The sequence below is a fragment of the Kitasatospora sp. NPDC092948 genome (genome assembly GCF_044754805.1).
Taxonomy (GTDB): domain Bacteria; phylum Actinomycetota; class Actinomycetes; order Streptomycetales; family Streptomycetaceae; genus Kitasatospora.
The window spans coordinates 673,533-693,442 of the sequence record NZ_JBIVPU010000002.1 but is presented as its reverse complement, the minus strand read 5'-3'; the positions used below and the strand labels follow the sequence as shown (position 1 = coordinate 693,442).

The 19,910-nt window shown below is 73.0% G+C and carries 24 protein-coding genes and 1 tRNA gene; 10 read left to right on the top strand and 15 right to left on the bottom strand.

Annotated features, from left to right (window positions below):
- Nucleotides 1-54: 54 nt before the first annotated feature.
- The 4 genes from ACIQF6_RS08000 to ACIQF6_RS07985 all read right to left on the bottom strand — a co-directional run bounded on the left by ACIQF6_RS08000 (nucleotide 55) and on the right by ACIQF6_RS07985 (nucleotide 1,877).
- Nucleotides 55-144 (bottom strand) — tRNA-Ser (locus ACIQF6_RS08000).
- Between the two features lie 54 nt (nucleotides 145-198).
- Nucleotides 199-738 carry a tRNA adenosine(34) deaminase TadA gene (gene tadA / locus ACIQF6_RS07995; RefSeq protein WP_043915204.1) on the bottom strand — a complete coding sequence of 180 codons (540 nt, stop codon included), beginning with the start codon at nucleotides 736-738 and terminating at the stop codon, nucleotides 199-201.
- 29 nt (nucleotides 739-767) lie between these two features.
- Complete coding sequence (locus ACIQF6_RS07990) at nucleotides 768-1,331, bottom strand: hypothetical protein (protein WP_400891479.1); 564 nt, start codon at nucleotides 1,329-1,331, stop codon at nucleotides 768-770.
- Between the two features lie 285 nt (nucleotides 1,332-1,616).
- On the bottom strand, nucleotides 1,617-1,877 hold the full coding sequence (locus tag ACIQF6_RS07985) for a hypothetical protein (protein WP_400891477.1): 261 nt from the start codon (nucleotides 1,875-1,877) through the stop codon (nucleotides 1,617-1,619).
- A gap of 160 nt (nucleotides 1,878-2,037) precedes the next feature.
- Between ACIQF6_RS07985 and upp the strand changes: the two genes are divergently transcribed.
- Complete coding sequence (gene upp / locus ACIQF6_RS07980; RefSeq protein WP_400891474.1) at nucleotides 2,038-2,673, top strand: uracil phosphoribosyltransferase; 636 nt, start codon at nucleotides 2,038-2,040, stop codon at nucleotides 2,671-2,673.
- Between the two features lie 149 nt (nucleotides 2,674-2,822).
- On the opposite strand, the gene ACIQF6_RS07975 is transcribed toward upp, so the two are convergent.
- The 3 genes from ACIQF6_RS07975 to ACIQF6_RS07965 form a co-directional block, all read right to left on the bottom strand.
- Complete coding sequence (locus ACIQF6_RS07975; RefSeq protein WP_400891472.1) at nucleotides 2,823-3,485, bottom strand: LytR C-terminal domain-containing protein; 663 nt, start codon at nucleotides 3,483-3,485, stop codon at nucleotides 2,823-2,825.
- Between the two features lie 203 nt (nucleotides 3,486-3,688).
- On the bottom strand, nucleotides 3,689-3,985 hold the full coding sequence (locus tag ACIQF6_RS07970; protein WP_014136828.1) for a type II toxin-antitoxin system VapB family antitoxin: 297 nt from the start codon (nucleotides 3,983-3,985) through the stop codon (nucleotides 3,689-3,691).
- A 68-nt stretch (nucleotides 3,986-4,053) separates the two neighbouring features.
- Entirely contained in the window at nucleotides 4,054-5,217 is a 1,164-nt protein-coding gene (locus ACIQF6_RS07965) for a hypothetical protein (RefSeq protein WP_400891469.1), read from the bottom strand.
- 94 nt (nucleotides 5,218-5,311) lie between these two features.
- On the opposite strand from ACIQF6_RS07965, the gene ACIQF6_RS07960 reads away from it, so the two are divergent.
- Nucleotides 5,312-6,148, top strand: a complete 837-nt coding sequence (locus ACIQF6_RS07960) for an alpha/beta hydrolase (RefSeq protein ID WP_400891467.1) — start codon at nucleotides 5,312-5,314, stop codon at nucleotides 6,146-6,148.
- A 50-nt stretch (nucleotides 6,149-6,198) separates the two neighbouring features.
- On the top strand, nucleotides 6,199-6,717 hold the full coding sequence (locus tag ACIQF6_RS07955; RefSeq protein ID WP_400891463.1) for a YbhB/YbcL family Raf kinase inhibitor-like protein: 519 nt from the start codon (nucleotides 6,199-6,201) through the stop codon (nucleotides 6,715-6,717).
- Between the two features lie 10 nt (nucleotides 6,718-6,727).
- On the opposite strand, the gene ACIQF6_RS07950 is transcribed toward ACIQF6_RS07955, so the two are convergent.
- Together ACIQF6_RS07950 and ACIQF6_RS07945 are read right to left on the bottom strand one after the other, a co-directional pair.
- Nucleotides 6,728-7,222, bottom strand: coding sequence for an FBP domain-containing protein (locus tag ACIQF6_RS07950; protein ID WP_400891460.1), 495 nt, complete (start codon nucleotides 7,220-7,222; stop codon nucleotides 6,728-6,730).
- Nucleotides 7,223-7,275: 53 nt separating this feature from the next.
- Nucleotides 7,276-7,860 carry an HhH-GPD-type base excision DNA repair protein gene (locus ACIQF6_RS07945; protein WP_400891458.1) on the bottom strand — a complete coding sequence of 195 codons (585 nt, stop codon included), beginning with the start codon at nucleotides 7,858-7,860 and terminating at the stop codon, nucleotides 7,276-7,278.
- Between the two features lie 96 nt (nucleotides 7,861-7,956).
- Between ACIQF6_RS07945 and ACIQF6_RS07940 the strand changes: the two genes are divergently transcribed.
- Nucleotides 7,957-8,466, top strand: coding sequence for a SixA phosphatase family protein (locus ACIQF6_RS07940; protein WP_400891455.1), 510 nt, complete (start codon nucleotides 7,957-7,959; stop codon nucleotides 8,464-8,466).
- A 26-nt stretch (nucleotides 8,467-8,492) separates the two neighbouring features.
- The gene (locus ACIQF6_RS07935) at nucleotides 8,493-9,092 is read left to right on the top strand and encodes a hypothetical protein (RefSeq protein WP_400891453.1); all 600 of its coding nucleotides are present in this window, start codon (nucleotides 8,493-8,495) and stop codon (nucleotides 9,090-9,092) included.
- On the opposite strand, the gene ACIQF6_RS07930 is transcribed toward ACIQF6_RS07935, so the two are convergent.
- Both ACIQF6_RS07930 and ACIQF6_RS07925 read right to left on the bottom strand, forming a co-directional pair.
- Nucleotides 9,080-10,087, bottom strand: a complete 1,008-nt coding sequence (locus tag ACIQF6_RS07930; protein ID WP_400891451.1) for a hypothetical protein — start codon at nucleotides 10,085-10,087, stop codon at nucleotides 9,080-9,082. The genes ACIQF6_RS07935 and ACIQF6_RS07930 overlap by 13 nt on opposite strands.
- A gap of 170 nt (nucleotides 10,088-10,257) precedes the next feature.
- Nucleotides 10,258-11,361 carry a hypothetical protein gene (locus tag ACIQF6_RS07925; RefSeq protein ID WP_400891448.1) on the bottom strand — a complete coding sequence of 368 codons (1,104 nt, stop codon included), beginning with the start codon at nucleotides 11,359-11,361 and terminating at the stop codon, nucleotides 10,258-10,260.
- A gap of 325 nt (nucleotides 11,362-11,686) precedes the next feature.
- Between ACIQF6_RS07925 and ACIQF6_RS07920 the strand changes: the two genes are divergently transcribed.
- Together ACIQF6_RS07920 and ACIQF6_RS07915 are read left to right on the top strand one after the other, a co-directional pair.
- Nucleotides 11,687-12,487: a VOC family protein gene (locus ACIQF6_RS07920; RefSeq protein WP_400891445.1), complete on the top strand. Its 801-nt coding sequence runs from the start codon at nucleotides 11,687-11,689 to the stop codon at nucleotides 12,485-12,487.
- Between the two features lie 4 nt (nucleotides 12,488-12,491).
- Nucleotides 12,492-13,013: a DinB family protein gene (locus tag ACIQF6_RS07915; RefSeq protein WP_400891443.1), complete on the top strand. Its 522-nt coding sequence runs from the start codon at nucleotides 12,492-12,494 to the stop codon at nucleotides 13,011-13,013.
- Nucleotides 13,014-13,015: 2 nt separating this feature from the next.
- Here ACIQF6_RS07915 and ACIQF6_RS07910 read toward each other — a convergent pair whose 3' ends face one another.
- Both ACIQF6_RS07910 and ACIQF6_RS07905 read right to left on the bottom strand, forming a co-directional pair.
- Nucleotides 13,016-13,390, bottom strand: coding sequence for a MerR family transcriptional regulator (locus tag ACIQF6_RS07910; RefSeq protein ID WP_400891440.1), 375 nt, complete (start codon nucleotides 13,388-13,390; stop codon nucleotides 13,016-13,018).
- A complete protein-coding gene (locus ACIQF6_RS07905) occupies nucleotides 13,387-14,379 on the bottom strand; it encodes a helix-turn-helix transcriptional regulator (protein WP_400891438.1) in 993 nt (330 codons plus the stop codon). Before ACIQF6_RS07905 ends, ACIQF6_RS07910 begins: the two co-directional genes overlap by 4 nt.
- Before the next feature lie 140 nt (nucleotides 14,380-14,519).
- Between ACIQF6_RS07905 and ACIQF6_RS07900 the strand changes: the two genes are divergently transcribed.
- From ACIQF6_RS07900 to gap, 3 genes are all read left to right on the top strand, one after another.
- Complete coding sequence (locus tag ACIQF6_RS07900) at nucleotides 14,520-15,086, top strand: DinB family protein (protein WP_400891436.1); 567 nt, start codon at nucleotides 14,520-14,522, stop codon at nucleotides 15,084-15,086.
- 127 nt (nucleotides 15,087-15,213) lie between these two features.
- Nucleotides 15,214-16,170: a GlxA family transcriptional regulator gene (locus tag ACIQF6_RS07895; protein ID WP_400891434.1), complete on the top strand. Its 957-nt coding sequence runs from the start codon at nucleotides 15,214-15,216 to the stop codon at nucleotides 16,168-16,170.
- A 176-nt stretch (nucleotides 16,171-16,346) separates the two neighbouring features.
- Nucleotides 16,347-17,342: a type I glyceraldehyde-3-phosphate dehydrogenase gene (gene gap, locus ACIQF6_RS07890; protein ID WP_400891432.1), complete on the top strand. Its 996-nt coding sequence runs from the start codon at nucleotides 16,347-16,349 to the stop codon at nucleotides 17,340-17,342.
- Nucleotides 17,343-17,494: 152 nt separating this feature from the next.
- Here the strand turns inward: gap and ACIQF6_RS07885 are convergent, their stop codons facing one another.
- Together ACIQF6_RS07885 and ACIQF6_RS07880 are read right to left on the bottom strand one after the other, a co-directional pair.
- Complete coding sequence (locus ACIQF6_RS07885; protein ID WP_400891430.1) at nucleotides 17,495-18,697, bottom strand: serine hydrolase domain-containing protein; 1,203 nt, start codon at nucleotides 18,695-18,697, stop codon at nucleotides 17,495-17,497.
- Between the two features lie 490 nt (nucleotides 18,698-19,187).
- Complete coding sequence (locus ACIQF6_RS07880) at nucleotides 19,188-19,877, bottom strand: response regulator (protein ID WP_400891427.1); 690 nt, start codon at nucleotides 19,875-19,877, stop codon at nucleotides 19,188-19,190.
- Nucleotides 19,878-19,910 lie beyond the last annotated feature (33 nt).

Genomic DNA, 19,910 nt, shown 5'->3' with positions numbered 1-19,910 from the left:
CATGACGAAGGCCCCCGACTGTCACCAGTCGGGGGCCTTCGTTTTTCCTGCTTATGGCGGTAGCGGTGGGATTCGAACCCACGGTGGAGTTGCCCCCACACACGCTTTCGAGGCGTGCTCCTTTGGCCGCTCGGACACGCTACCGAGGGGAACTCTACCGGATGGGCGGGGGCGGACGAAATCCGTATCGGGGCGGGTTCAGCGGTGGGTGTCGAAGAAGGCGCGGAGTTGGGCGGTGCACTCGTCGGCGAGGACGCCGGGGATCACCTCGGGGCGGTGGTTGAGGCGGTTGTCGCGCAGTACGTCGAAGAGCGAGCCGGCGGCGCCGGCCTTCGGGTCGAGGGCGCCGTAGACGACCCGGTCGAGCCGGGAGAGGACGATCGCGCCGGCGCACATGGTGCACGGTTCCAGGGTGACCACCAGGGTGCAGCCGCTGAGGCGCCACTCTCCGACGGCGTTCGCGGCCTGACGGATGGCCACCACCTCGGCGTGCCCGGTCGGGTCGCCGACCGCTTCGCGGACGTTGTGGCCGCGGCCCAGCACCGACCCGTCGGGGCCGAGGACGAACGCCCCGACCGGCACGTCACCGGTGGCGGTGGCCAGCGCGGCCTCGTCGATGGCGCGGCGCATCGGCTCCCGCCACCGGTCGCGGACCGGATCGGGGCGTTCGGGGGCGGGCAGCGGGGCGATCCGCGGCCGCTCGCCGAGAGTGCTGGAGGGGGAGGGGACGGACTGCATGGACCCAGTGTCGGACACCGGGCCCGCCGCTACCGAACGGCCTCCAGGACCTCGCCGCAGCCGAGCGCCTCGGCGATCTCGCCGAGCGCGTCGCCCGGCGCCGCGCCTTCGCCCGCCAGCTCCAGCAGCGCGGCCCGGCCGAGGCCGAACTCGCTCAGCAGCTCGGAGTCGCCGATCGGCCCGATCGGGATCGCGCCCCGGCCGCCGGCCGGCTCGTCGTCCTCGTCCGTGTCGTCGGCCTCGTCGGTGGCCTCGTCGTCCTCGTCGAGCTCGGCCACCAGGCCGTCGAGGTCGTCGAAGTCGGCTTCCCCGTCCTGTTCGATCAACTCGTCGGTGAGGACCGAGCCGTACGAACTGCGCGCCGCGGCGGCCGCGTCCGAGACGAAGATCCGCGGGTCGTCCTCACCGTCGATCCGCAGGACGGCGAACCAGGCGTCCTCCTGCTCGATGAAGACCAGCACGGTGTCGTCGTCCTCGGCCGTTTCGCGGGCCAGGTCGGTCAGGTCGGTCAGGGTCTCTACGTCGTCGAGTTCGGTCTCGCTCACATCCCACCCGGCACCGGTGCGAGCAAGCACTGCAGCGAAGTACGCCACCAGGGACACTCCCAAGATTGGTCTCGGCTGTCGGCGATCTCGGGCGGGTGCGGTCCGGCCGCCCCCGCGCCAGAGGGCGGTCCGCTGTTCGGACCGTCCCACCGCATCGTGACAGAAAGGCCGCCGCTGCGGGGGGTGTTCGGCAGCGCGTCTTCGCAGGTCGTGTCGGAATGGCCGGTCTCCGGCCGGTCCAGGCGTGGATCATGCCCCTCGAACGCCCCCGGGTGGGGGGCGGACGGGGGCTCGTGGGGCGCAACCGCGCAGCGGGGCGCGGCCCCGGAGGGCTCAGATCCGGAAGGTTCGCATCCGCATCGCCTCGCGCATCCGGCGCTCCTTGGTGCGTCTGGGCTGCACCCGGGCCCGCAACTCGCGGGCCTCGGCCAGCTCACGGAGGAACACGGCTCGGCGTCTGCGCCGCTCCGCGTCGGTCTCTTCGTCGCTCTGTGCGTCGGCTTCCTCGGCGGCCGCGGACTCCGGACGGGACTCGTCTGTCGAGCCGGACCCGCCCGCGCCGGCGGTCGATGCCCGCGTCGGGTTGCTCTTCATAGGTTCCGACTTTCCCAGATGTCACCCGCCGATACCACAGAAAGGGGCCGGGAATCGGCGGCATCGGCGTGTCTGCGGGCCGGTCGTGGCAGGTCGCGCCCGGTCCTCGGGGCCGACGCGAAGTCGTACACATGTGCCGACGGCCGTTATCGTCGTTGTCATGCGCCTTCACGTCGTTGACCACCCGCTGGTCGCCCACAAGCTGTCCACCCTGCGCGACGAGCGCACGGACTCGCCGACCTTCCGGCGGCTCACCGACGAGCTGGTGACCCTGCTCGCGTACGAGGCGACCCGGGACGTCCGCACCGAAACGGTCGAGATCACCACCCCGGTCGCCGTCACCCGGGGCACCCGGCTGTCCTACCCGCGCCCGCTGGTGGTGCCGATCCTGCGGGCCGGTCTCGGCATGCTCGACGGCATGACCCGGCTGCTGCCCACCGCCGAGGTCGGCTTCCTCGGCATGGTCCGCAACGAGGAGACCCTGGAGGCCTCCACCTACGCGACCCGGATGCCGGACGACCTCTCCGGCCGGCAGGTCTACGTCCTCGACCCGATGCTGGCCACCGGCGGCACCCTGGTCGCGGCGATCCGGATGCTGCTGGACCGCGGCGCCACCGACGTCACCGCCGTGGTGCTGCTCGCCTCGCCCGAGGGCGTCGCGGTGATGGAGCGCGAGCTGGCCGGCCAGCCCGTCACCGTGGTGACCGCCGCCGTGGACGAGCGCCTGAACGAGAACGGCTACATCGTCCCGGGCCTGGGCGACGCGGGCGACCGCCTGTACGGCACCGCGGGCTGAACCGGCCGCACGTCCGCCCGAAACGCGGCGAACGCATCGAACGCGTCGAAGCAGAACGCGTCGGAACGCGTCGAAACGCCGAGATCCGGCCGGGAACGGGGCTTCCGTTCACGGCCGGATCTCGTGCGTTCGGGGGGCTTCCCGGCGGGTCAGCAGTGGCCGGGCTCCGGGCTGGGCGACGGCTTGGTGAGCTCGGCCAGCGCGGCGGCGGCCTGGTTCGGGTCGGACAGCGCGGTGAACGCGTCGCCGATCACCAGGTCGACGGTGGCGTCGGTGCGGGTGTCCTCGGTGCTGGTGGCGGCGCCGACCTGGGAGACCAGCAGGGTGGCCGCGCCCAGTCCGCCCGGGCCGCTCAGCACCTGCGCGGTGCCGGGGACCTTCTTGTCCAGCGCGGACGGCGCGTTGCCGACCTGGCCCACCTGGAAGCCGCGCTTCTTCAGCTCGTCGGCGGTGCGGGCCGCCAGGCCGGACTTGTCGGTGGCGTTGTAGACGTTGACGGTGACGGTCGCGGGCTGCGGCACGGCCGTGTTGGCCGGGGCCGCGCCGGGGGCGGGGGAGCCCTCGGGGGCGGCCAGCGGCTTGCCGGACGCGTCGGGCGAGGCACAGGCCTGGGCGGCGCTGTGCTTGTTCTTGCCGCTGAACACGTCGTACAGCTGGACGCCGCCGACCGAGACCAGCCCGAGGGCGAGGACGCCGCCGACGGCCATCACGACCTTGCGGGCGCGGCGCGGGGGGCGTCCGAGCCGGGGGTAGCTGTTGCCGGTGACTCGGTACTGCTTCCCCTTCAACCCCCGGGGAGTCAACATGCTCATGGTCTGTCTCCCCATAGGTGCCTGGGTGGGGTGCCGGTGACCGCGGTGCGGCCGTGGAAAAGGCCGCGTGCACCGCAGTAGTCAGCAGATTAATCCGACAACAGCGGCGCAGGTACTGGATGATCATCATCCGGGGGGCGACGGCACTCGAAAGGACGTACCGGGCCGACCATCGGTTGCAGCCGACGGCGAGTGGCGGTCCGTCAGTCCATTTCCAGCACGCGGGCGTGCAGAACCTGCCGCTGCTGGAGGGCGGCCCGCACGGCCCGGTGCAGCCCGTCCTCCAGGTAGAGGTCCCCGCGCCACTTCACCACGTGGGCGAACAGGTCCCCGTAGAAGGTGGAGTCCTCCGCGAGGAGGGTCTCCAGGTCCAACTGGCCCTTGGTGGTCACCAACTGGTCGAGCCGCACCGGACGCGGCGCGACGTCCGCCCACTGGCGGGTGCTGGTCCGGCCGTGATCCGGGTACGGCCGCCCGTTACCGATGCGCTTGAAGATCACACGGAAAGCCTACCGTTTGGGACATGGCGGGCGCAGCAAGCGTGACCAACGGTGTACGACTTTCCGCCTCAGCGCAGTGCGGCCCCGATCCGGTCGAGGGAGGAGAGCCGCATCAGGCCGTAGTGGTAGAACTCGACCTCCGGGACGCCGAGGTCGCGCAGGGCGGTGATCTTGGCGGCTAGGTTGGCGGGGCCGTCGCAGTCGGAGGACATCGGGCGGAGGATGACGGCCATGTCCTCGGGGCGGACGCCGTGCAGGGCGAAGGCGGCGACCTTCTCGCGGACGGCCTCGGGGGTCTTCGCGTAGCCGAGGGTCTCGATCTGGTGGGCGGCGCCGGCCAGCGCGGGCAGGTCGATGCCGGAGAGCCAGCCGGTGCCGGGGCCGCCGCCGTCCATGAAGGTCAGTCGCATGCCGTGGGCCGCGGCGGCGGTGGAGAGTTCGGCGGCGAGGGTGGTGACGGTGCGGGCGCTCGCGTCGACGTAGGCGGCGAAGGCGCCGTCGGCCAGTTCGTCCAGCGCGGCGGGGGCGAGGGCGCGGCTCTCGTCGGCGAGGCGGGCGCGCAGCTCGGTGCGGACGGTGTCGCGGACGCGCTCGGCGGGGACGCCTGCGGCGGTGGCGGCGGCCAGGCAGTGCGGGCAGAAGCAGACCGACAGCAGCGCCTCGGTGACGGGGCCGAGCTGCTCGAAGTAGCGTTCGTGGTGGTAGCCGTGGGCCAGGCCGTGGAAGTGCAGGGACTCGGCGCGGATCGCGTCCACGCCGTAGCGGGCGAGCTCCTCGACCAGGGTGTGGCAGTACGCGCGGACCTCGGGGTTGGCGGGGCAGAGCTCGGTGAGGTGGCGGTCGCCGAAGGCGTTGGCGGGGGCGCAGTCGGGGTGGGCGAAGCCGAGCCGGTCGTTGTGGCAGAAAACCGTCCAGGCATGGAGCTTGAGGCCCCGTCGGCGGGTCTCCTCGGCGGCCTCGGCGAACGGGTCGCGGTCGCCGATCGCGGTGGACGGCAGCGGGGCGAGGCGGGAGCCGGCCCAGCGGGCCGGGTCGGGGCGGAAGTAGGCGGCGCCGGGTTCGAGGTAGCGCAGCACGTGGCGCGGGTTGTGCGGGAAGACGTCGCGGGCCTCGTGGTAGACGGAGGCGAGCGTGACGCCGCCGACGCCGGCCCGGTCGGTAAGGTTGCCGAAGAAGGTGTCGGCCCCTTCGTCGAGCAGGTCGGTGGCGAAGGCGAGGACGGACGTCTGCACGGGGCAACTCCGGAAAAGGAAGTACAGGGAGTGACCACGCTAACCGCGGCCTCCTGTATTGGTCTATACCTGGTTGGGTGAGGGGAGCGGCAGGATGGCGGTCTACCGGGGGTTCGACCAGCAGGAACTCGATCGGGAGTACTCGCCCAGCAGCCGAGTGGCCGACTTCGACGCGGAACTCGCCGCCTACGCCCGGGAGAGCGCACGGGCCCTGCGGGAACTGCCCGGGCACCGGGAACTGCGGTACGGGGCCGACGGGCCGGAGCTGATCGACTTCTTCCCGGCCGTCCCCGGCGCGCCGCTGCACGTGTTCGTGCACGGCGGCTACTGGCAGGAACTCGGCAAGGAGGACTCGCTCTTCCCGGCACTGGACTTCGTCGCCCGGGGCACCGCGTACGCCACCGTCGGCTACGGACTGGCGCCCGCCTGGACGGTGGAGCAGATCGCCGCACAGGTCACCGAGGCCCTGGTGTGGCTGGTCGAGCACGCCGCCGAGCTGGGCGTCGACCCGGAGCGGATCGTGCTCAGCGGCAGCTCGGCCGGCGCGCACCTGGTCACCACCGCACTGCTGGACGGAAGGCTGCGCGGACGGATCTCGGGCGCGGCGCTGCTCAGCGGCGTCTACGACCTGGAACCGGTCGCCCTCAGCTACATCAACCAGCCGCTCGGCCTGGACGCCGACCGGGCCCGCCGGCTCAGCCCGCTGTTCGCCGACCTCACCGCGCTGCCGCCGCTGGTGCTGGCGCTCGGCGAGTACGAGACCGGCGAGTTCGCCCGCCAGCAGGCCGAGTTCGGGCACGCCGCCCGGGCCGCCGGGGTGTCGGTGCGGGAACTCCTGGTCGGCGGCCGCAACCACTTCGACCTGGTCTTCGACCTCGGCCGGACCGACACGGTGCTCGGCGCGGCCGTCGACGCACTGGGTCGCGGCTGACGCTCCGTAGACTGCCCGGCGTATCACCGAACACCTGCGAGAGGACCCCGATGACCGGCCGCATCCCGCTCCCGTACGACTTCCTGCCGCCGGTGGCGAGGTTCGAACTGCACAGCACGGACCTGGTGGACGGGACCACCATGCCGGACGCGCACGTGTACGCGGCGGGGAACGTCTCCCCGCAGCTGTCCTGGTCGGGCTTCCCGGCGGGCACCCGGTCGTTCGCGGTGACCTGCTACGACCCGGACGCGCCGACCGCCGCCGGCTGGTGGCACTGGCTGGCCGTCGACCTGCCCGCCGACACCGCCGAACTGCCGCGCGGCGCAGGGTCGGAGGACGGCGGACTGCCGGGCGGGGCGTTCCACGTCCGCAACGACTTCCCCGGCCACCGCTACGACGGCGCGGCCCCGCCGCCCGGGCCTGCCCACCGGTACGTGTTCGTGGTGCACGCCCTGGACGTGACGAGCCTCGGCGTCGAGCGCGACACCCCCGCCGCGCAGGTCGGCTTCGCCCTGACCGCGCACGCGCTGGGCCGCGCCCTGCTCACCGTGGAGTACAAGTCCGCGTGATGACGGGGCGTCAGCCCAGGATCTGACGGAGGAACGCCTCGATGTTGGCGACCGTCCGGGCGATCTGCTCCTCCAGCGGGAGGGACTCGTTCGGACGGCTGACCGTCGCCGGGCGGCGGATGCCGCGCACGTACAGCGAACAGGCCAGGTCGGCGCAGAGGTAGGTGCCGACCGAATTGCCCTCGCGGCCGCGGACGCCCGCCCGGGGCGCGGTGAGCAGCGAGACGCCGCTGCCCTGGTGGGCGGTGATGCACGCCGAGCAGACGTTGGTGCGCGTCAGGCTGCGCCGGACATTCGGCGAACGGAGCGTCACCCCGACGAGTTCACCGTCGAGTTCCGCGACCAGGTACGCCCGGTCGGGCGCGCCCGAGTCCCGCCAGCCGAGGAAGTCCAGGTCGTCCCAGCGCTGTTCGGCGAGCTCGCGCGGGACGGGCAGCCGCTTGGCCTCGCCCTTCGAGCAGTTGACGAAGGACGCGCGGATCTCGGGCTCGGTCAGGGCACGCATGCCGCAGACGCTAGCCGAGCCGCCCCCGGCATGTCGTCCGGTTTTCGCCGGTATCAGCTCTTGGCGGCTTTCGCGGCGCGCTTGGCCTCCTGCTTGGTGGCACGAACCTTCAGCAGCGACTCCGGGCCGGTGATGTCGGCGACCGAACGGTGGCAGCCCTCCTCGCCGTACGCGCCGGCCGCCTCGCGCCAGCCGGCCGGGCGGACGCCGTACTGCTTGCCCAGCAGGGCCAGGAAGATCTGCGCCTTCTGCACGCCGAACCCGGGCAGCGCCTTCAGTCGGGTCAGCAGGTCCTTGCCGGTGGGGGCGTCGCGCCAGACCGCCTCGGCGTCGCCGTCGTAGTGCTCGACCAGGTGGGCGCAGAGCTGCTGGACCCGCTTGGCCATCGAGCCCGGGTAGCGGTGCACGGCGGGCTTCTCGGCGAACAGCGCGGCGAACGCCTCCGGGTCGGCGGCGGCGATGGCGTGCGCGTCCAGGTCGTCCGCGCCCATCCGCTGCGCGATCACCCACGGGCCGCTGAACGCCTTCTCCATCGGCACCTGCTGGTCCAGCAGCATGCCGGTGAGGGCCGCCAGCGGGCTGCGGCCGAGCAGGGCGTCGGCGTCGTCCTGCTGGGCGAGGTGGACGGTGGGGGCCATGACGCGCTCCAGGGGTCGGGGATTCCCATCCTGGCAGCCGCGGATCGGCGGCGCGTCCCGCAACACACCGCCCGCGGGGCGGGCCACACTGGGGAGATGACCCAACAGCGGCGGTTGATCGTGCTGCGGCACGCCAAGGCGGACTGGCCGGACGTCCCGGACGAGCTGCGCCCGCTGGCCGAGCGCGGCCGGGCCGACGCGGCGGCGGTCGGTCGCTGGCTGGCCGCGCACGACCTGGTGCCGGACCGGGTGCTGTGCTCGACGGCGGTGCGCACCCGGCAGACCTGGGAGCTGGCCGAGCCGGCTCTCGGCGGCACGCCGGAACTCGTCCTGGAGCCCCGGGCGTACCGCGCCGAGGCGGACGAACTGATCGGCCTGGTGCGGCAGTTGCCGCCGATGGTGCGCACCGCGATGCTGGTCGGGCACCGGCCCGAGGTGCAGGAGCTGGTGCTGGCGCTCGCCGGGGAACGGGAGAGCGAGCCGCTGGAGCGGCTGCGGGAGAAGTTCTCCACGGCCGGGATCGCGGTCCTGGACGTGCCCGGAGAGTGGAGTCAACTTGTTCCGGGAAGTGCCGAGTTGACCGAGTTTGCGGTACCGCGCGGGTGAATTGTCAGGCGTGATAGGCATGGGGCATGCGCTTCGATCTCGTGCCCAAGCCGCCCACTGTGGAAGTCCGCCCGCGTGACGAGCGCGGCTACCCGGTGCCCGCGATCACCCCGTGGGAGGACGGCAGCCCGCAGTTCGGCCTGACCGACTACGAGCGGTCCGCCGCCTGTGCCCGCGAGCGGCTCTGCTCGGTGTGCAACACGCTGATGCCGCGCGGCCCGGTGTGGCGGGTGGTCGGCGGGGAGGAGGCGGTCGCGATCGGCGAGGCGCTGGCGGCCGGCCGGCCGTACCGGAACATGGCGCCCACCATGGAGGCCCCCGGTCACCGGGCGTGCATGCTGTACGCCACGATGGTCTGCCCGTACCTGGGGCGGCCGAACGCCCGCCGGCACCTGACGGCCGATCAGCAGGGCGCCCCGGACGACCTGACCGCGCACGTGGTGCGCGGGGCCGCCCGGGGCGAGATGGGCGCCGTGGTGGGCTTCGAGGACTACGAGTTCGCGATCACGCCGAGCCGGGTGCTGTTCCGCTTCATCGACCCGGTCGAGTGGCTGCCGCACGACCTCGCGGACCAGCAACTCCCGGCGCTTCAGGAGGAGTTGGCCCGGCTGGCTCAGGAGCGGTAGGCGGGCAGGCCGACCGTGTCGGTGATCCTGTCCGGCTTCCCGCCCTTGGCGGGCACGGTGTAGATGCCGTCCGGGCCGCGGAACGCGACGTTCTTGCCGTCGTGCGAGATCACCGGCTCGGTGTAGTCCGCCGTGGCGTCCGGCGTCAGGTCGACCTCCTTGGCGTCCTGGTCGTGCGCCTTGGCGAAGATGTGCGCGTGGCCGTTGGTCGAGCGGACGAACACCACGGTGCCGTCGTCGGAGATCGCGGGCTGCGAACCCTTGGTGATCACACCGCCGTTGGTGCGGCCGAGCACGTCGTGGAAGTAGACCTGGCCGTCGGTCTTGTTGGCGTACACCGTCATGCCGGCCTTGCCGGCCGAGTTCGGCCACAGGTTCCCGGTGTCCGGGAGCGGCTTCTCGGCCTCGGAGTCGCCGACGTGCAGCGGCTCGGGCTTGGCGCCCGCCTTCGCCTCGACCGACAGCAGCTTCAGTGCCTTCTTGTCGTCCGCGGTGAACAGCAGGTAGGTGCCGGCGCCGTGCGGCTCGTCCGCGCCGTACACCTGCCAGGTCGGGTGCGACCAGGTCTCGCCGGACGGGGCCTTGGCGACGACGGTCTTGTGGCTGCCGTCCGGGTCGGAGGTCTCCAGGTTGCCGGCGCCGTCGATGAACGCGGCGTGCTTGCCGTCGGGGGACCAGGCGAGGTCGCGGACCACCGTGCCGAAGTCGACGGACTTGCCGTCCATCAGCACGGTGTTGGTGCCGGTGCTGACGGTGACCTTGGTGCCGGCGGTCTTGTTCAGCGTGCCGCCGGCCGCGGCGGGCGAGGATCCCCCGGTCGACGCGCCCGGGTCGGCGGCGGCCGGGCTGTCGGCGGCCTTGGTCGGAGCGGGGGCGGTGCCGCTGTCGCTGCCGTCCGGCTCGCAGGCGGTCAGCAGCAGGGCCGACCCGGTGGTGACGGCGGCCACCAGCAGGGCGGCGGCGGACCGGCGCAGACGGATACGTTCGCTCTTCATCGATTCCCCCCATGGAACGGATCTGGGTGTGGCAACGGCCCGGTCGATGACCGGGCCGCCGCCATCATGGCATGTGCCTCGTACACATCCTGACAGTTCGTACCAACTGCCTTGACAGCACGGGATATTCGGGCCGCCGTGGCGTCAGGTCCGCTGCGTGGTCGGGGATGTCAGCCGCGGAACGCGGGCAGGCCCACGGTGTCGCTGACCTTCTTCGGAGTGCCGCCCTTGGCGGGCACGGTGTAGATGCCGTCCGGACCGCGGAAGGCGACGGTCTTGCCGTCGTGCGAGATGACCGGCTCGGTGTAGTTCACCGAGGCGTGCGGGGTGAGGTCGCGCTCCTGGTGGCCGGCGTCGTTGGTCCGCTCGAAGATGTGGCTGTGCCCGTCGACCGAGCGGACGAACACCAGGTCGCCCGCGTCGTCGGCGGCCGGCTGCGAGCCCTTGGTGACGGCCGTGCCCTGCTGGCGCAGGTAGTCGTCGCGGAGGTACACCTGGCCGTCGTTCCGGTTGGCGTACACGGCCGCACCGTGCGCGCCGGTCGAGCTCGGCCACAGGTTGCCGGTCTGCGGCAGCGGCTTGGCGTGTTCGTCGCTGAAGGTGTTCAGGCTGAGCACCGCGGGGGTGCCGCCGGCCTGGGCGGGCACGCCGAGCAGGCGCAGCGTGCCGTGGTCGTCCGCGGTGAAGAACAGGTTGGTGCGGCCCTTGTCGTACACGTCGGCGACGGTGACCTGCCAGGTCGGGTGGGACCAGGTGACGCCCGACGGGGCCTTGGCGATCAGCACCTTGTGGCTGCCGTCCGGGTTGGAGGTCTGCAGGTTGCCGGCGCCGTCGATGAACGCGGCGTGCTTGCCGTCGGGGGACCACGCGAGGTCGCGGACCACGGTGCCGAAGTCGACGACCTTGCCGTCCATCACCACGTACCGGGTGCCGTTGCTGATGGTCAGGCCGGTGCCCTTGGTGAGGTTCAGCGCGGCCTTGGTCGGCGTGGCGGAGGGCGCGGCGGCCGGGGCGGACTCGGAGGCGGCGGGCGAGGCCGGCGCGGAGGCGGAGGCGGACGGGGTGGCGTCGGCGGTCGGGGTGGCGGCGGCCGAGGGCGAGGTGGAGACGGCGGCGGACGGGGAGACGGCGTGGGTCGGCGTGGCGGTGCCGGACTTCGCGGCGTTGGCGTCGGCCGACGGGTCGCAGGCGGTCAGCAGCAGAGCGGAGCCGGCGGTGATCGCGGAGACGAAGGCGACGGCGGCGGAACGACGGAGGCGGGCGCGCGCGGACATGAATGGTTCCCCCTGGGACGGTGTTCGGTGGTGGTCTCGGCCCGGTTCGTTCTGCGCTCTGCTGCGCTGTCGTTCGGGCGATGACCAAAGATTGTCAGCCGGATGACCTGGGACCGTGTGTGCACTGTCACTGCCCTGTAACTGGTGTTCGAACCCTGTTTTCCGGTGGCCGGCGCGGCGGCTGACACTCCGTCGGGTGGTGGCCGCGCGCGCCGCCGGGAAACCCGGGACACCGCTGGCTAGCGTGGCACCGAAGGCGGTTTTTGCCCCCGTTTGGGCCCTGGAGAAACCGCCGACCCCCCCCGACAGCGGCGCGAGAGGCACCATGGCTGCGCAACCCGAAGGCACCCCGGTCTGGGCGAACGCGATGTTCACCGACCTGCAGGGCGCCAAGAACTTCTACGGTTCGGTGCTGGACTGGACGTTCGGCGAACCCTCGGCCGAACACGGCGGCTACACGCAGGCGTACCGGGACGGCAAGGCGGTGGCCGCGATCATGCCGTCGATGCCCGGGCAGGGCCCCGGGCACTCCGCCTGGGTGCTGTACCTGGCCTCGGCGGACGCCGCGGCCACCGCGGAGCGGATCCGGGCGGCCGGCGGCACCGTGCTGCTGGAGCCCACGCGGGTCGGCGAGTTCGGCACGATGGCAGTCGCCGCGGACCCGGGCGGCGTGGTGTTCGGCCTCTGGCAGGGCGACCGGCACACCGGCTTCGCGCTGCGCGACGCGCCCGGCAGCTACGGCTGGGCGGAGGTGTTCACCCGGGACCCGGCCGCCGCCAACGCCTTTTTCCCCAAGGTGTTCTCCTACGGCGTGCGCAAGCTCGTCGACGACAGTGTCGACTACCGGGTCTTCACCCTGGGCGACGCGCAGGTGCTCGGCTCGATGGCCATGACGCCCGAAGTGCCGCCGCACGTCACGTCGTTCATCAGCGTGTACTTCGTGGTCGACGACTGCGACGCCGCGGCCGACCGGGTCGCCGCGGCCGGCGGGCAGAAGGTGTTCGGGCCGATGACCACCCCGTTCGGGCGCTTCGCGTCCTTCGTGGACCCGCAGGGCGCGGCGTTCACGCTGATCGACCCGGCCGCCGCCGAGGGCGAGCCGCCCGCCACGGTGGAGGTGGACTGAACCGATGGTCACTCCACGCGCCGAACTCACCGGCGAGCGCGCCGACCTGCTGGCCGCGCTCGACAAGCACCGCGGCTTCCTCCGCTACACCGTCCGCGGACTGACGGACGAACAGGCCGAGAAGCACACCACCGTCAGCCAACTCACCCTCGGCGGGCTGATCAAGCACGTCGCCGGGGCCGAGGAGTTCTGGATGCGGTTCGCCGTCGGCGGGGTCGAGGCGATGCGCTCCGACGGCGGGCCGCCCGACGCCGACGCCTGGGCCGAGCAGTTCCGGATGATGCCCGGCGAGACCCTGGACGTCCTGCTGGAACGCTACCGGGCGGTCGCCGAACACACCGACGGCCTGGTCAGCACGCTCGACCTGGACAGCGCGCACCCGCTGCCGTCCGCGCCCTGGTTCGAACCCGGCGCGGTGTGGAGCGTGCGCCGGGTCCTGCTGCACATCGTCGCGGAGACCGCGCAGCACGCCGGACACGCCGACATCATCCGGGAGGCCCTGGACGGCCAGCGCACCATGGGCTGACGTCAGCCCAGGGCGCCCCGGTAGTGGGCGATCTTCTCGCGCAGGTGGGCACGGCGGCGTTCCAGCAGGGCGATCTGCTCGTCGACGACGCTGTCGTGCTCCTCCAGCAGGGCGATCCGGTCACGGAGGCTCTCCGGGCCCCCCACGCGGGCGAGTTCGGCGTAGCGGCGCATGTCGGCGATCGGCATGCCGGTGTCGCGCAGGCATCGCAGGATGCCCAGCCAGGCCAGGTCGTCCGGAGTGAAACGGCGGTGCCCGCCGGCGGCGCGGGTGATGCCGGTGAGCAGACCGATCCGCTCGTAGTAGCGCAGGGTGTCCAGGCTGAAGCCCGAACGTTCGGCGGCCTCGGCGGGAGTGAGCAGCTGCTGGGTCGTCACGAACCCGATTCTGCCCGCCCGTCGGGCGCGGTGCAGCGGGTGAAACGCTCGCCCCAGGCGGCCATCAGCGCGGCCAGCTCGGGCGGCGAGACCACCTGGAAGTCGACGTCCAGCGAACCGACCGCCATCGCGGGCCAGTCCAGCGCGTCGGCGTTCATCAGGATCCGGCAGCGGCCCTCGTCGACCTCCTCGATCCGCGCCCAGAAGCCGATCCGCTGCCGGACCGTCGACGCGGGGGCGTCGACCAGCACCTCGACCCGGTGCGGGTGGTGCTGGCCGGTCAGGCCGGCCCGGACGAACTCGGCGGCGTCGGCGGCCGGCAGCGGGCGCGGCCGGAAGTGCGCGCCGGTCGGCGCGGGCGCGGCGAGCCGGTCCAACCGGAAGGTGCGCCAGTCCTGCCGGGTGAGGTCGAACGCCACCAGGTACCAGCGGCGCCCCAGCCGGACCAGATGGTGCGGCTCGGTGTGGCGCTCGCCGGTGCGGCCGTCCGCGCTGCCGTACCGGAAGCGCAGCCACTCGGTGTCGCGGCAGGCCAGCGCGACGGTGGTGAGGGCGTCCGGGTCGATCCGGGCGTCGGAGTCGTCCCGGCCGCGCCAGGCGGCCGGCACCGTGACGGTGCGCAGCGCCTCCACCCGGCGGCGCAGCCGGGCCGGCATCACCTGCACCACCTTCGCCAGCGCCCGCACCGACGCCTCCGCCAGGCCCTCCACCGCGCCGACGGCCGCCGCCTGCAGCCCGACGGCCAGCGCGACCGCCTCCTCGTCGTCGATCACCAGCGGCGGCAGCGCGGCGCCCGCGGCGAGCTGGTAGCCGCCGTCCACGCCGCGCCGGGCCTCCACCGGGTAGCCGAGCTCGCGCAGCCGGTCGACGTCGCGCCGCAGCGTGCGGGCGGAGACCCCGAGCCGGGCCGACAACTCCTCGCCGGACCAGTAGCGGTGGGACTGGAGCAGGGTGAGCAGCCGCAGGGTGCGGGCACTGGTGTCGGCCATGCCCCGATCCTCCTCCCATTGCGGCCGAAAACTGACCGCAATGGCTCCTAGAGTGGAACACGAGCGAGGAAGACACCGCGAAATACCGCGGAACTCCGTTGCGGAGAACCGCCGTTGACGCGTTACCGAGAGGCGAGACGATGACCACCGAGACCCCCGTCGGCCAGTACCCCACCGCCACCGTCACGGACGGCCGGCTGACCGGCGAGCAGGCCGACCTGCTGGCGGAACTGCGGGCGGCCCGGCACTTCCTCCGGCTGACCGCCCGCGGCCTGGACGACGAGCAGGCCGGACGCCGCTCCACCGTCAGCGAGCTGTGCATCGGCGGCCTGATCAAGCACATGACCTCGGGGGAGCGGACCTGGGCGGCGTTCATCGAGTTCGGGCCGTCCTCGATGCCGGACTTCGCCAACTTCACCGAGGCCGACCACCAGCGCCGCGCCGACCAGTTCCGCCTGCTCCCCGGCGAGACCCTGGCCGGCGTGCTGGCCGCGTACGAGGCCGTCGCCCGTGCCACCGACGAGCTGGTGGCGGGCCTGCCCGACCTGGGCGCCTCGCACCCGCTGCCCGCCGCCCCCTGGTTCACCCCCGGCGAGAGCTGGTCCGCCCGCCGCGCGGTGCTGCACATCATCGCGGAGACGACCCAGCACGCCGGGCACGCCGACATCATCCGGGAGTCCATCGACGGCGCGAAGAGCATGGGCTGAGACCGCCCGCGCCGTGCCGCCGTACCATGCCGTGGCCTGCCTGCCGCCGCCGTGCCTGCTGACGGCGTGCCGTGCCCCCAGGGGGCTCGGGAGGCTGCGGCACGGCGCGGACACCTAGGCTGAAGGGATGTCTGCTCCTCGTCTGCGCCGGGTGGCCGTGCTGGTCCTGGACGGTGCGAAGCCGCTCGACGTCGGGATCCCGGCGCAGGTGTTCTCCACCCGCGCCAGCATGCCGTACGAGGTACGGGTGTGCGGGGCGGCGCCCGGGCTGGTGGCGGGCGGGGACGGGCTGTCGTACCACGTGGCGCACGGGCTGGAGGCGCTGGAGTGGGCGGAGTCGGTGTTCGTGCCCGGCTACCGCCACCCCGACCGGGACGACCCGCCGGCCGCCGTGGTCGAGGCGCTGTGCGCGGCGCACGCCCGCGGGGCCCGGCTGGCGGCGATCTCCACCGGGGCGTTCGCGCTGGCCGCGACCGGGCTGTTGGACGGTCGCCGGGCCACCACGCACTGGCACTACACCCGGGCGCTGGCCGCGAAGTACCCGCGCGTGCGGGTGGACGAGAACGTGCTGTTCGTGGACGAGGGCAGCGTACTCACCTCCGCGGGCGCGGCCTCCGGCATCGACCTGTGCCTGCACGTGCTGCGCCGCGACCTCGGGATGGCCGCGTCCAACCACACGGCGCGGCGGCTGGTGGCCGCGCCGTACCGCAGCGGAGGCCAGGCGCAGTACGTGCCGCGCAGTGTGCCCGAGCCGATCGGCGAGCGGTTCGCCGCCACCCGCGAGTGGGCGCTGCACCGGCTGGACGAGCCGCTCACGGTCCGGACGCTGGCCCGGCACGCCGCGGTCTCGCCGCGCACCTTCTCCCGGCGGTTCGTCGAGGACACCGGGTACACGCCGATGCAGTGGGTGCTGAGGGCCCGCGTCGACCTGGCCCGGGAGCTGCTGGAACGCTCCGAGCAGAGCGTCGAGCAGATCGCCGCCGCCACCGGCCTCGGCACCGGCGCCAACCTGCGCACACACTTCCAGCAGATCCTCGGGACCACGCCCAGCGAGTACCGGCGGACCTTCGCCAAGGGGGAGTGAAAGCGCTTTCCGAACCCAACGGGAAAGCGGTTTCCCGCAGCTCGGGCGGCTGCCCCGGCGGCGGCCTGGGCGGTTGGCACGATCCTTGCGAACCATGGCGCGAACGCCACTGCCGTCGGCCGTTCCGGCGAGCGACAGTGGAGGAGTTCACCCCGCGCACAGAAGGGCACCCCCCCATGACCCGCATCGCCGTCAACGGATTCGGCCGCATCGGACGCAATGTGCTGCGCGCCCTGCTGGAGCGCGACAGCAAGCTTGAGATCGTCGCCGTCAACGACCTGACCGAGCCGACCGCGCTGGGCCGGCTGCTGGCCTACGACACCACCTCGGGCCGGCTCGGTCGCCCGGTGACCGTCGAGGGCGACGTCCTGGTGGTGGACGGCCGCCGGATCAAGGTGCTCGCCGAGCGCAACCCCGCCGACCTGCCGTGGGCCGAACTCGGCGTGGACATCGTGCTGGAGGCCACCGGCCGGTTCACCTCCGCGGAGGCCGCCCGGGCCCACCTGGCCGCCGGCGCGAAGAAGGTCCTGGTGTCCGCGCCGTCCGACGGCGCCGACGTCACGCTGGCCTACGGCGTCAACACCGAGGCGTACGACCCGGCCGCGCACACCATCGTCTCCAACGCGTCCTGCACCACCAACGCGCTGGCCCCGCTGGCCGCCGTCCTCGACGAACTGGCCGGCATCGAGCACGGGTTCATGACCACCGTGCACGCCTACACCCAGGAGCAGAACCTCCAGGACGGCCCGCACCGCGACCCGCGCCGGGCCCGGGCCGCCGCCGTCAACATCGTGCCGACCACCACCGGCGCCGCGAAGGCGATCGGCCTGGTGCTGCCGCAGCTGGACGGCAAGCTGTCCGGCGACTCGATCCGGGTGCCCGTCCCCGTCGGCTCGATCGTCGAGCTGAACACCACCGTCTCCCGCGACGTCACCCGCGAGGAGGTGCTCGCCGCCTACCGGGAGGCCGCCGCGGGCAAGCTGGCGGGCGTCCTGGAGTACTCCGACGACCCGCTGGTGTCCTCCGACATCACCGGCAACCCGGCGTCCTCGATCTTCGACTCGGAGCTCACCCGGGTCGACGGCCGCCACATCAAGGTGGTCGCCTGGTACGACAACGAGTGGGGCTTCTCGAACCGGGTCATCGACACCCTGGAGCTGCTCGCCGGCTGACGCCGCGTCAAGGGCCCGCACCGCGCTCGGCGGTGCGGGCCCTTCCGTGTTCCTACCTGACCGGTCAGCCGGTCGGTCAGTCGGTGGGTCAGTGGGCCGGTCAGCCGGTCAGCCGGTCAGCCGGTCAGCCAGTCGGTCGGTCGGTCGGCCGGTCAGCCGGTCGGCAGGTCGAACGCGGCGGCGGCGACCCGGAGCTGCGCCTGGGAGGAGGCGCCCCGGCGGTCGGTCGGGGTGAAGGAGTAGACGAGGTCGCGGGAGGCGTCGCGGGTGGCGAACAGGCCGCTGGTGTAGCCGGGGACGCTGCCGGTCTTGCCCCAGAACTCGACACCGGGGGCGGGGGAGAAGCGCATCAGGGCGGTGCTGAAGCAGGCCCGGCCGGTGGTGGGGCCGATGTCGCAGCTGGGGTTCTGGTTGTTCGGGACATCGGGAACGGCGAACAGCTCGGCCTGCTGGGCGGGCGGCAGCAGCTCGCCGTGCAGCAGCGCGGAGAGGAAGCGGTCCAGGTCGGGTGCGGTGGAGATCATGCCGCCCTGGGCCCACGGCCAGGGGCTCTGCCGGGTGACGTCCGCGAGGCCGGTGCTGCCGTCCGTTCGGGTGACGGTGAGGACGGCGTGCGCGGTCGGGTTCGGCAGCGCGGTGTCGTCGATGTCGGGCACCCAGGTGTGGTGCAGGCCGAGCGGGCGCAGGATCCGGGCGTCGACCTCCTGGCCGTAGCTGTGGCCGGTGATCCGCTCGACCAGCAGGCCCGCGAGGAAGTAGTTGACGCCGTTGTACTGCTGGGCGGTGCCCGGCTCGAACTGCTTCGGGCCGGTCATGACCCGCTCGACCACCTCCTGCGGGGTGAAGCTGTCGCTCGCGTGCGCGGCGAACCACTCCGGGGTGCCGTCGTCGGGGAACTTCCCCAGACCGTTCGGCAGGCCGCTGGTGTGGTTGAGCAACTGCCGTACGGTGACGTCGGGGTAGCCGTCCGGCAGGGTGTGCGGCAGGTACTGCTGGACGGTGCCGTCCAGGTCGATCCGGTGCTCGGCGGCGAGCTGGAGGAGCACCGTCGCGGTGAACACCTTGGTGATGCTGCCGATCCGGAACTCCCCGTCCGCCTTCACCGGCCGCCCGGTGGCCGGGTCGCCGGTGCCGGAGGTACCCGACCAGCGGCCGCCGACGCCGTCCACCAGCACGACGGCGCTGGTGAGTTGGTCGCTGGGCAGGCCCGCGATGGAGGCGCGCAGCGCGGCGGCGTTCGGCGGCGTCGCGCCGACGGCCGGTGCGGCGCCGGCCGTTCCGGCGGCCAGGGCCACCACCGTCGCGCCGATCGCCGCCGTGCCCGCCAGCTTGCGGCCCATGGTCTTCGCGCGCATCCCCGTGCTCCTCAACTTACGTTTCTTTTCTGCCTGTTGACATCGATCATCTTTTCGTGCGGCCGCTGCCCGGTCATCCGGGACGGACCCTGAGTCGCCCCCGAAGTCGGCCCCCTGAGCAGCTCAGGGGTTCCCGCCGGGCGGGCGGGCGGGTCGATCGGTCGGCGGATCGAGCGCGGAGGCGAAGACCCGGGGCCGGGCGGCGAACGGAGCGCCGAAGCGGCCGCCGGTGCAGCCCGGCCGGGTGTCGGCCCCGCCCCGGAACCCGACGCCCGGGGCGGGGGAGACGCGCACCGGGGCGGTGCTGAAGCAGCGTGGTCGCCGGGGCAGTGCTGGCGGTGGAACTCCGGGACGCCGGAGACGGCGAACAGCTCGGCCTGCCGGGCGGGCGGCGGCAGTTCGCTGTGCGGCTGGGCGGAGGCGACGCTTCGGGTTCGGGGTGGTGGAGGTCGTGCCGCCCTCGGCCCGGAACCGCCCCGGTGGCTGGCCCTCAGGGGCCGGCCACCAGTTGGTGTTGCCAGGCCCAGGCGGCGATCTCGACCCGGTTGCGGGCGCCGAGCTTCTGCTGAACGGCCGTCAGATGGCTCTTCACCGTGCTGAGGGTGATGAACAGGTCGTCGGCGATCTCCTGGTTGGTGCGGCCCCGGGCGATGGCGCGCACCACCTCGGTCTCCCGCGCGGAGAGCGGCCGACCGGGCGGAGCCGCCGCCGGGACGGGGGTGAGACCGCGCAGCAGGCGCAGGGTCAGCGACGGCGAGATCAGGGCGTCGCCGGCGTGTGCGGCGCGGACCGCCTCGATCAGCAGGGCGGGCGCGGCGCCCTTGAGGACGAAACCGACCGCGCCGGCCTGCAGCGCGCCGTGCACGTACTCGTCGAGGTCGAAGGTGGTGACGACGACCACCCGCAACGGCTCGGGGACGCCGGGTCCGGCCAGCGTGCGGGTGACGTCGATGCCGTCCAGGCCCGGCATCCGGATGTCGACCAGGCAGACGTCCGGCCGCAGCCGACGGGCGAGCTCGACCGCCTCGGGCCCGTCGGCGGCCTCGCCGACCACGACGATGTCGTCCTGGTCCTCCAGGATCAGCCGCAGCCCGCCGCGGATCATCGCCTGGTCGTCGGCGAGCAGGACGCGGATGGGCGGGTGGTGGGGTGTGGTCATCGTGCGGTGGGGTGTGGTCATCGGGCGCTGCCTGTGGGGATGGGGAGTTCGGCG

Excerpts from the sequence above, each read along its gene's own strand:
- tadA (WP_043915204.1), bottom strand. The coding sequence starts at position 738 with ATGCAGTCCGTCCCCTCCCCCTCCAGCACTCTCGGCGAGCGGCCGCGG.
- ACIQF6_RS07985 (WP_400891477.1), bottom strand. The coding sequence starts at position 1,877 with ATGAAGAGCAACCCGACGCGGGCATCGACCGCCGGCGCGGGCGGGTCC.
- upp (WP_400891474.1), top strand. The coding sequence starts at position 2,038 with ATGCGCCTTCACGTCGTTGACCACCCGCTGGTCGCCCACAAGCTGTCC.
- ACIQF6_RS07975 (WP_400891472.1), bottom strand. The coding sequence starts at position 3,485 with ATGAGCATGTTGACTCCCCGGGGGTTGAAGGGGAAGCAGTACCGAGTC.
- ACIQF6_RS07960 (WP_400891467.1), top strand. The coding sequence starts at position 5,312 with ATGGCGGTCTACCGGGGGTTCGACCAGCAGGAACTCGATCGGGAGTAC.
- ACIQF6_RS07955 (WP_400891463.1), top strand. The coding sequence starts at position 6,199 with ATGACCGGCCGCATCCCGCTCCCGTACGACTTCCTGCCGCCGGTGGCG.
- ACIQF6_RS07950 (WP_400891460.1), bottom strand. The coding sequence starts at position 7,222 with ATGCGTGCCCTGACCGAGCCCGAGATCCGCGCGTCCTTCGTCAACTGC.
- ACIQF6_RS07945 (WP_400891458.1), bottom strand. The coding sequence starts at position 7,860 with ATGGCCCCCACCGTCCACCTCGCCCAGCAGGACGACGCCGACGCCCTG.
- ACIQF6_RS07940 (WP_400891455.1), top strand. The coding sequence starts at position 7,957 with ATGACCCAACAGCGGCGGTTGATCGTGCTGCGGCACGCCAAGGCGGAC.
- ACIQF6_RS07935 (WP_400891453.1), top strand. The coding sequence starts at position 8,493 with ATGCGCTTCGATCTCGTGCCCAAGCCGCCCACTGTGGAAGTCCGCCCG.
- ACIQF6_RS07930 (WP_400891451.1), bottom strand. The coding sequence starts at position 10,087 with ATGAAGAGCGAACGTATCCGTCTGCGCCGGTCCGCCGCCGCCCTGCTG.
- ACIQF6_RS07925 (WP_400891448.1), bottom strand. The coding sequence starts at position 11,361 with ATGTCCGCGCGCGCCCGCCTCCGTCGTTCCGCCGCCGTCGCCTTCGTC.
- ACIQF6_RS07920 (WP_400891445.1), top strand. The coding sequence starts at position 11,687 with ATGGCTGCGCAACCCGAAGGCACCCCGGTCTGGGCGAACGCGATGTTC.
- ACIQF6_RS07915 (WP_400891443.1), top strand. The coding sequence starts at position 12,492 with ATGGTCACTCCACGCGCCGAACTCACCGGCGAGCGCGCCGACCTGCTG.
- ACIQF6_RS07905 (WP_400891438.1), bottom strand. The coding sequence starts at position 14,379 with ATGGCCGACACCAGTGCCCGCACCCTGCGGCTGCTCACCCTGCTCCAG.
- ACIQF6_RS07900 (WP_400891436.1), top strand. The coding sequence starts at position 14,520 with ATGACCACCGAGACCCCCGTCGGCCAGTACCCCACCGCCACCGTCACG.
- ACIQF6_RS07895 (WP_400891434.1), top strand. The coding sequence starts at position 15,214 with ATGTCTGCTCCTCGTCTGCGCCGGGTGGCCGTGCTGGTCCTGGACGGT.
- gap (WP_400891432.1), top strand. The coding sequence starts at position 16,347 with ATGACCCGCATCGCCGTCAACGGATTCGGCCGCATCGGACGCAATGTG.
- ACIQF6_RS07885 (WP_400891430.1), bottom strand. The coding sequence starts at position 18,697 with ATGCGCGCGAAGACCATGGGCCGCAAGCTGGCGGGCACGGCGGCGATC.
- ACIQF6_RS07880 (WP_400891427.1), bottom strand. The coding sequence starts at position 19,877 with ATGACCACACCCCACCGCACGATGACCACACCCCACCACCCGCCCATC.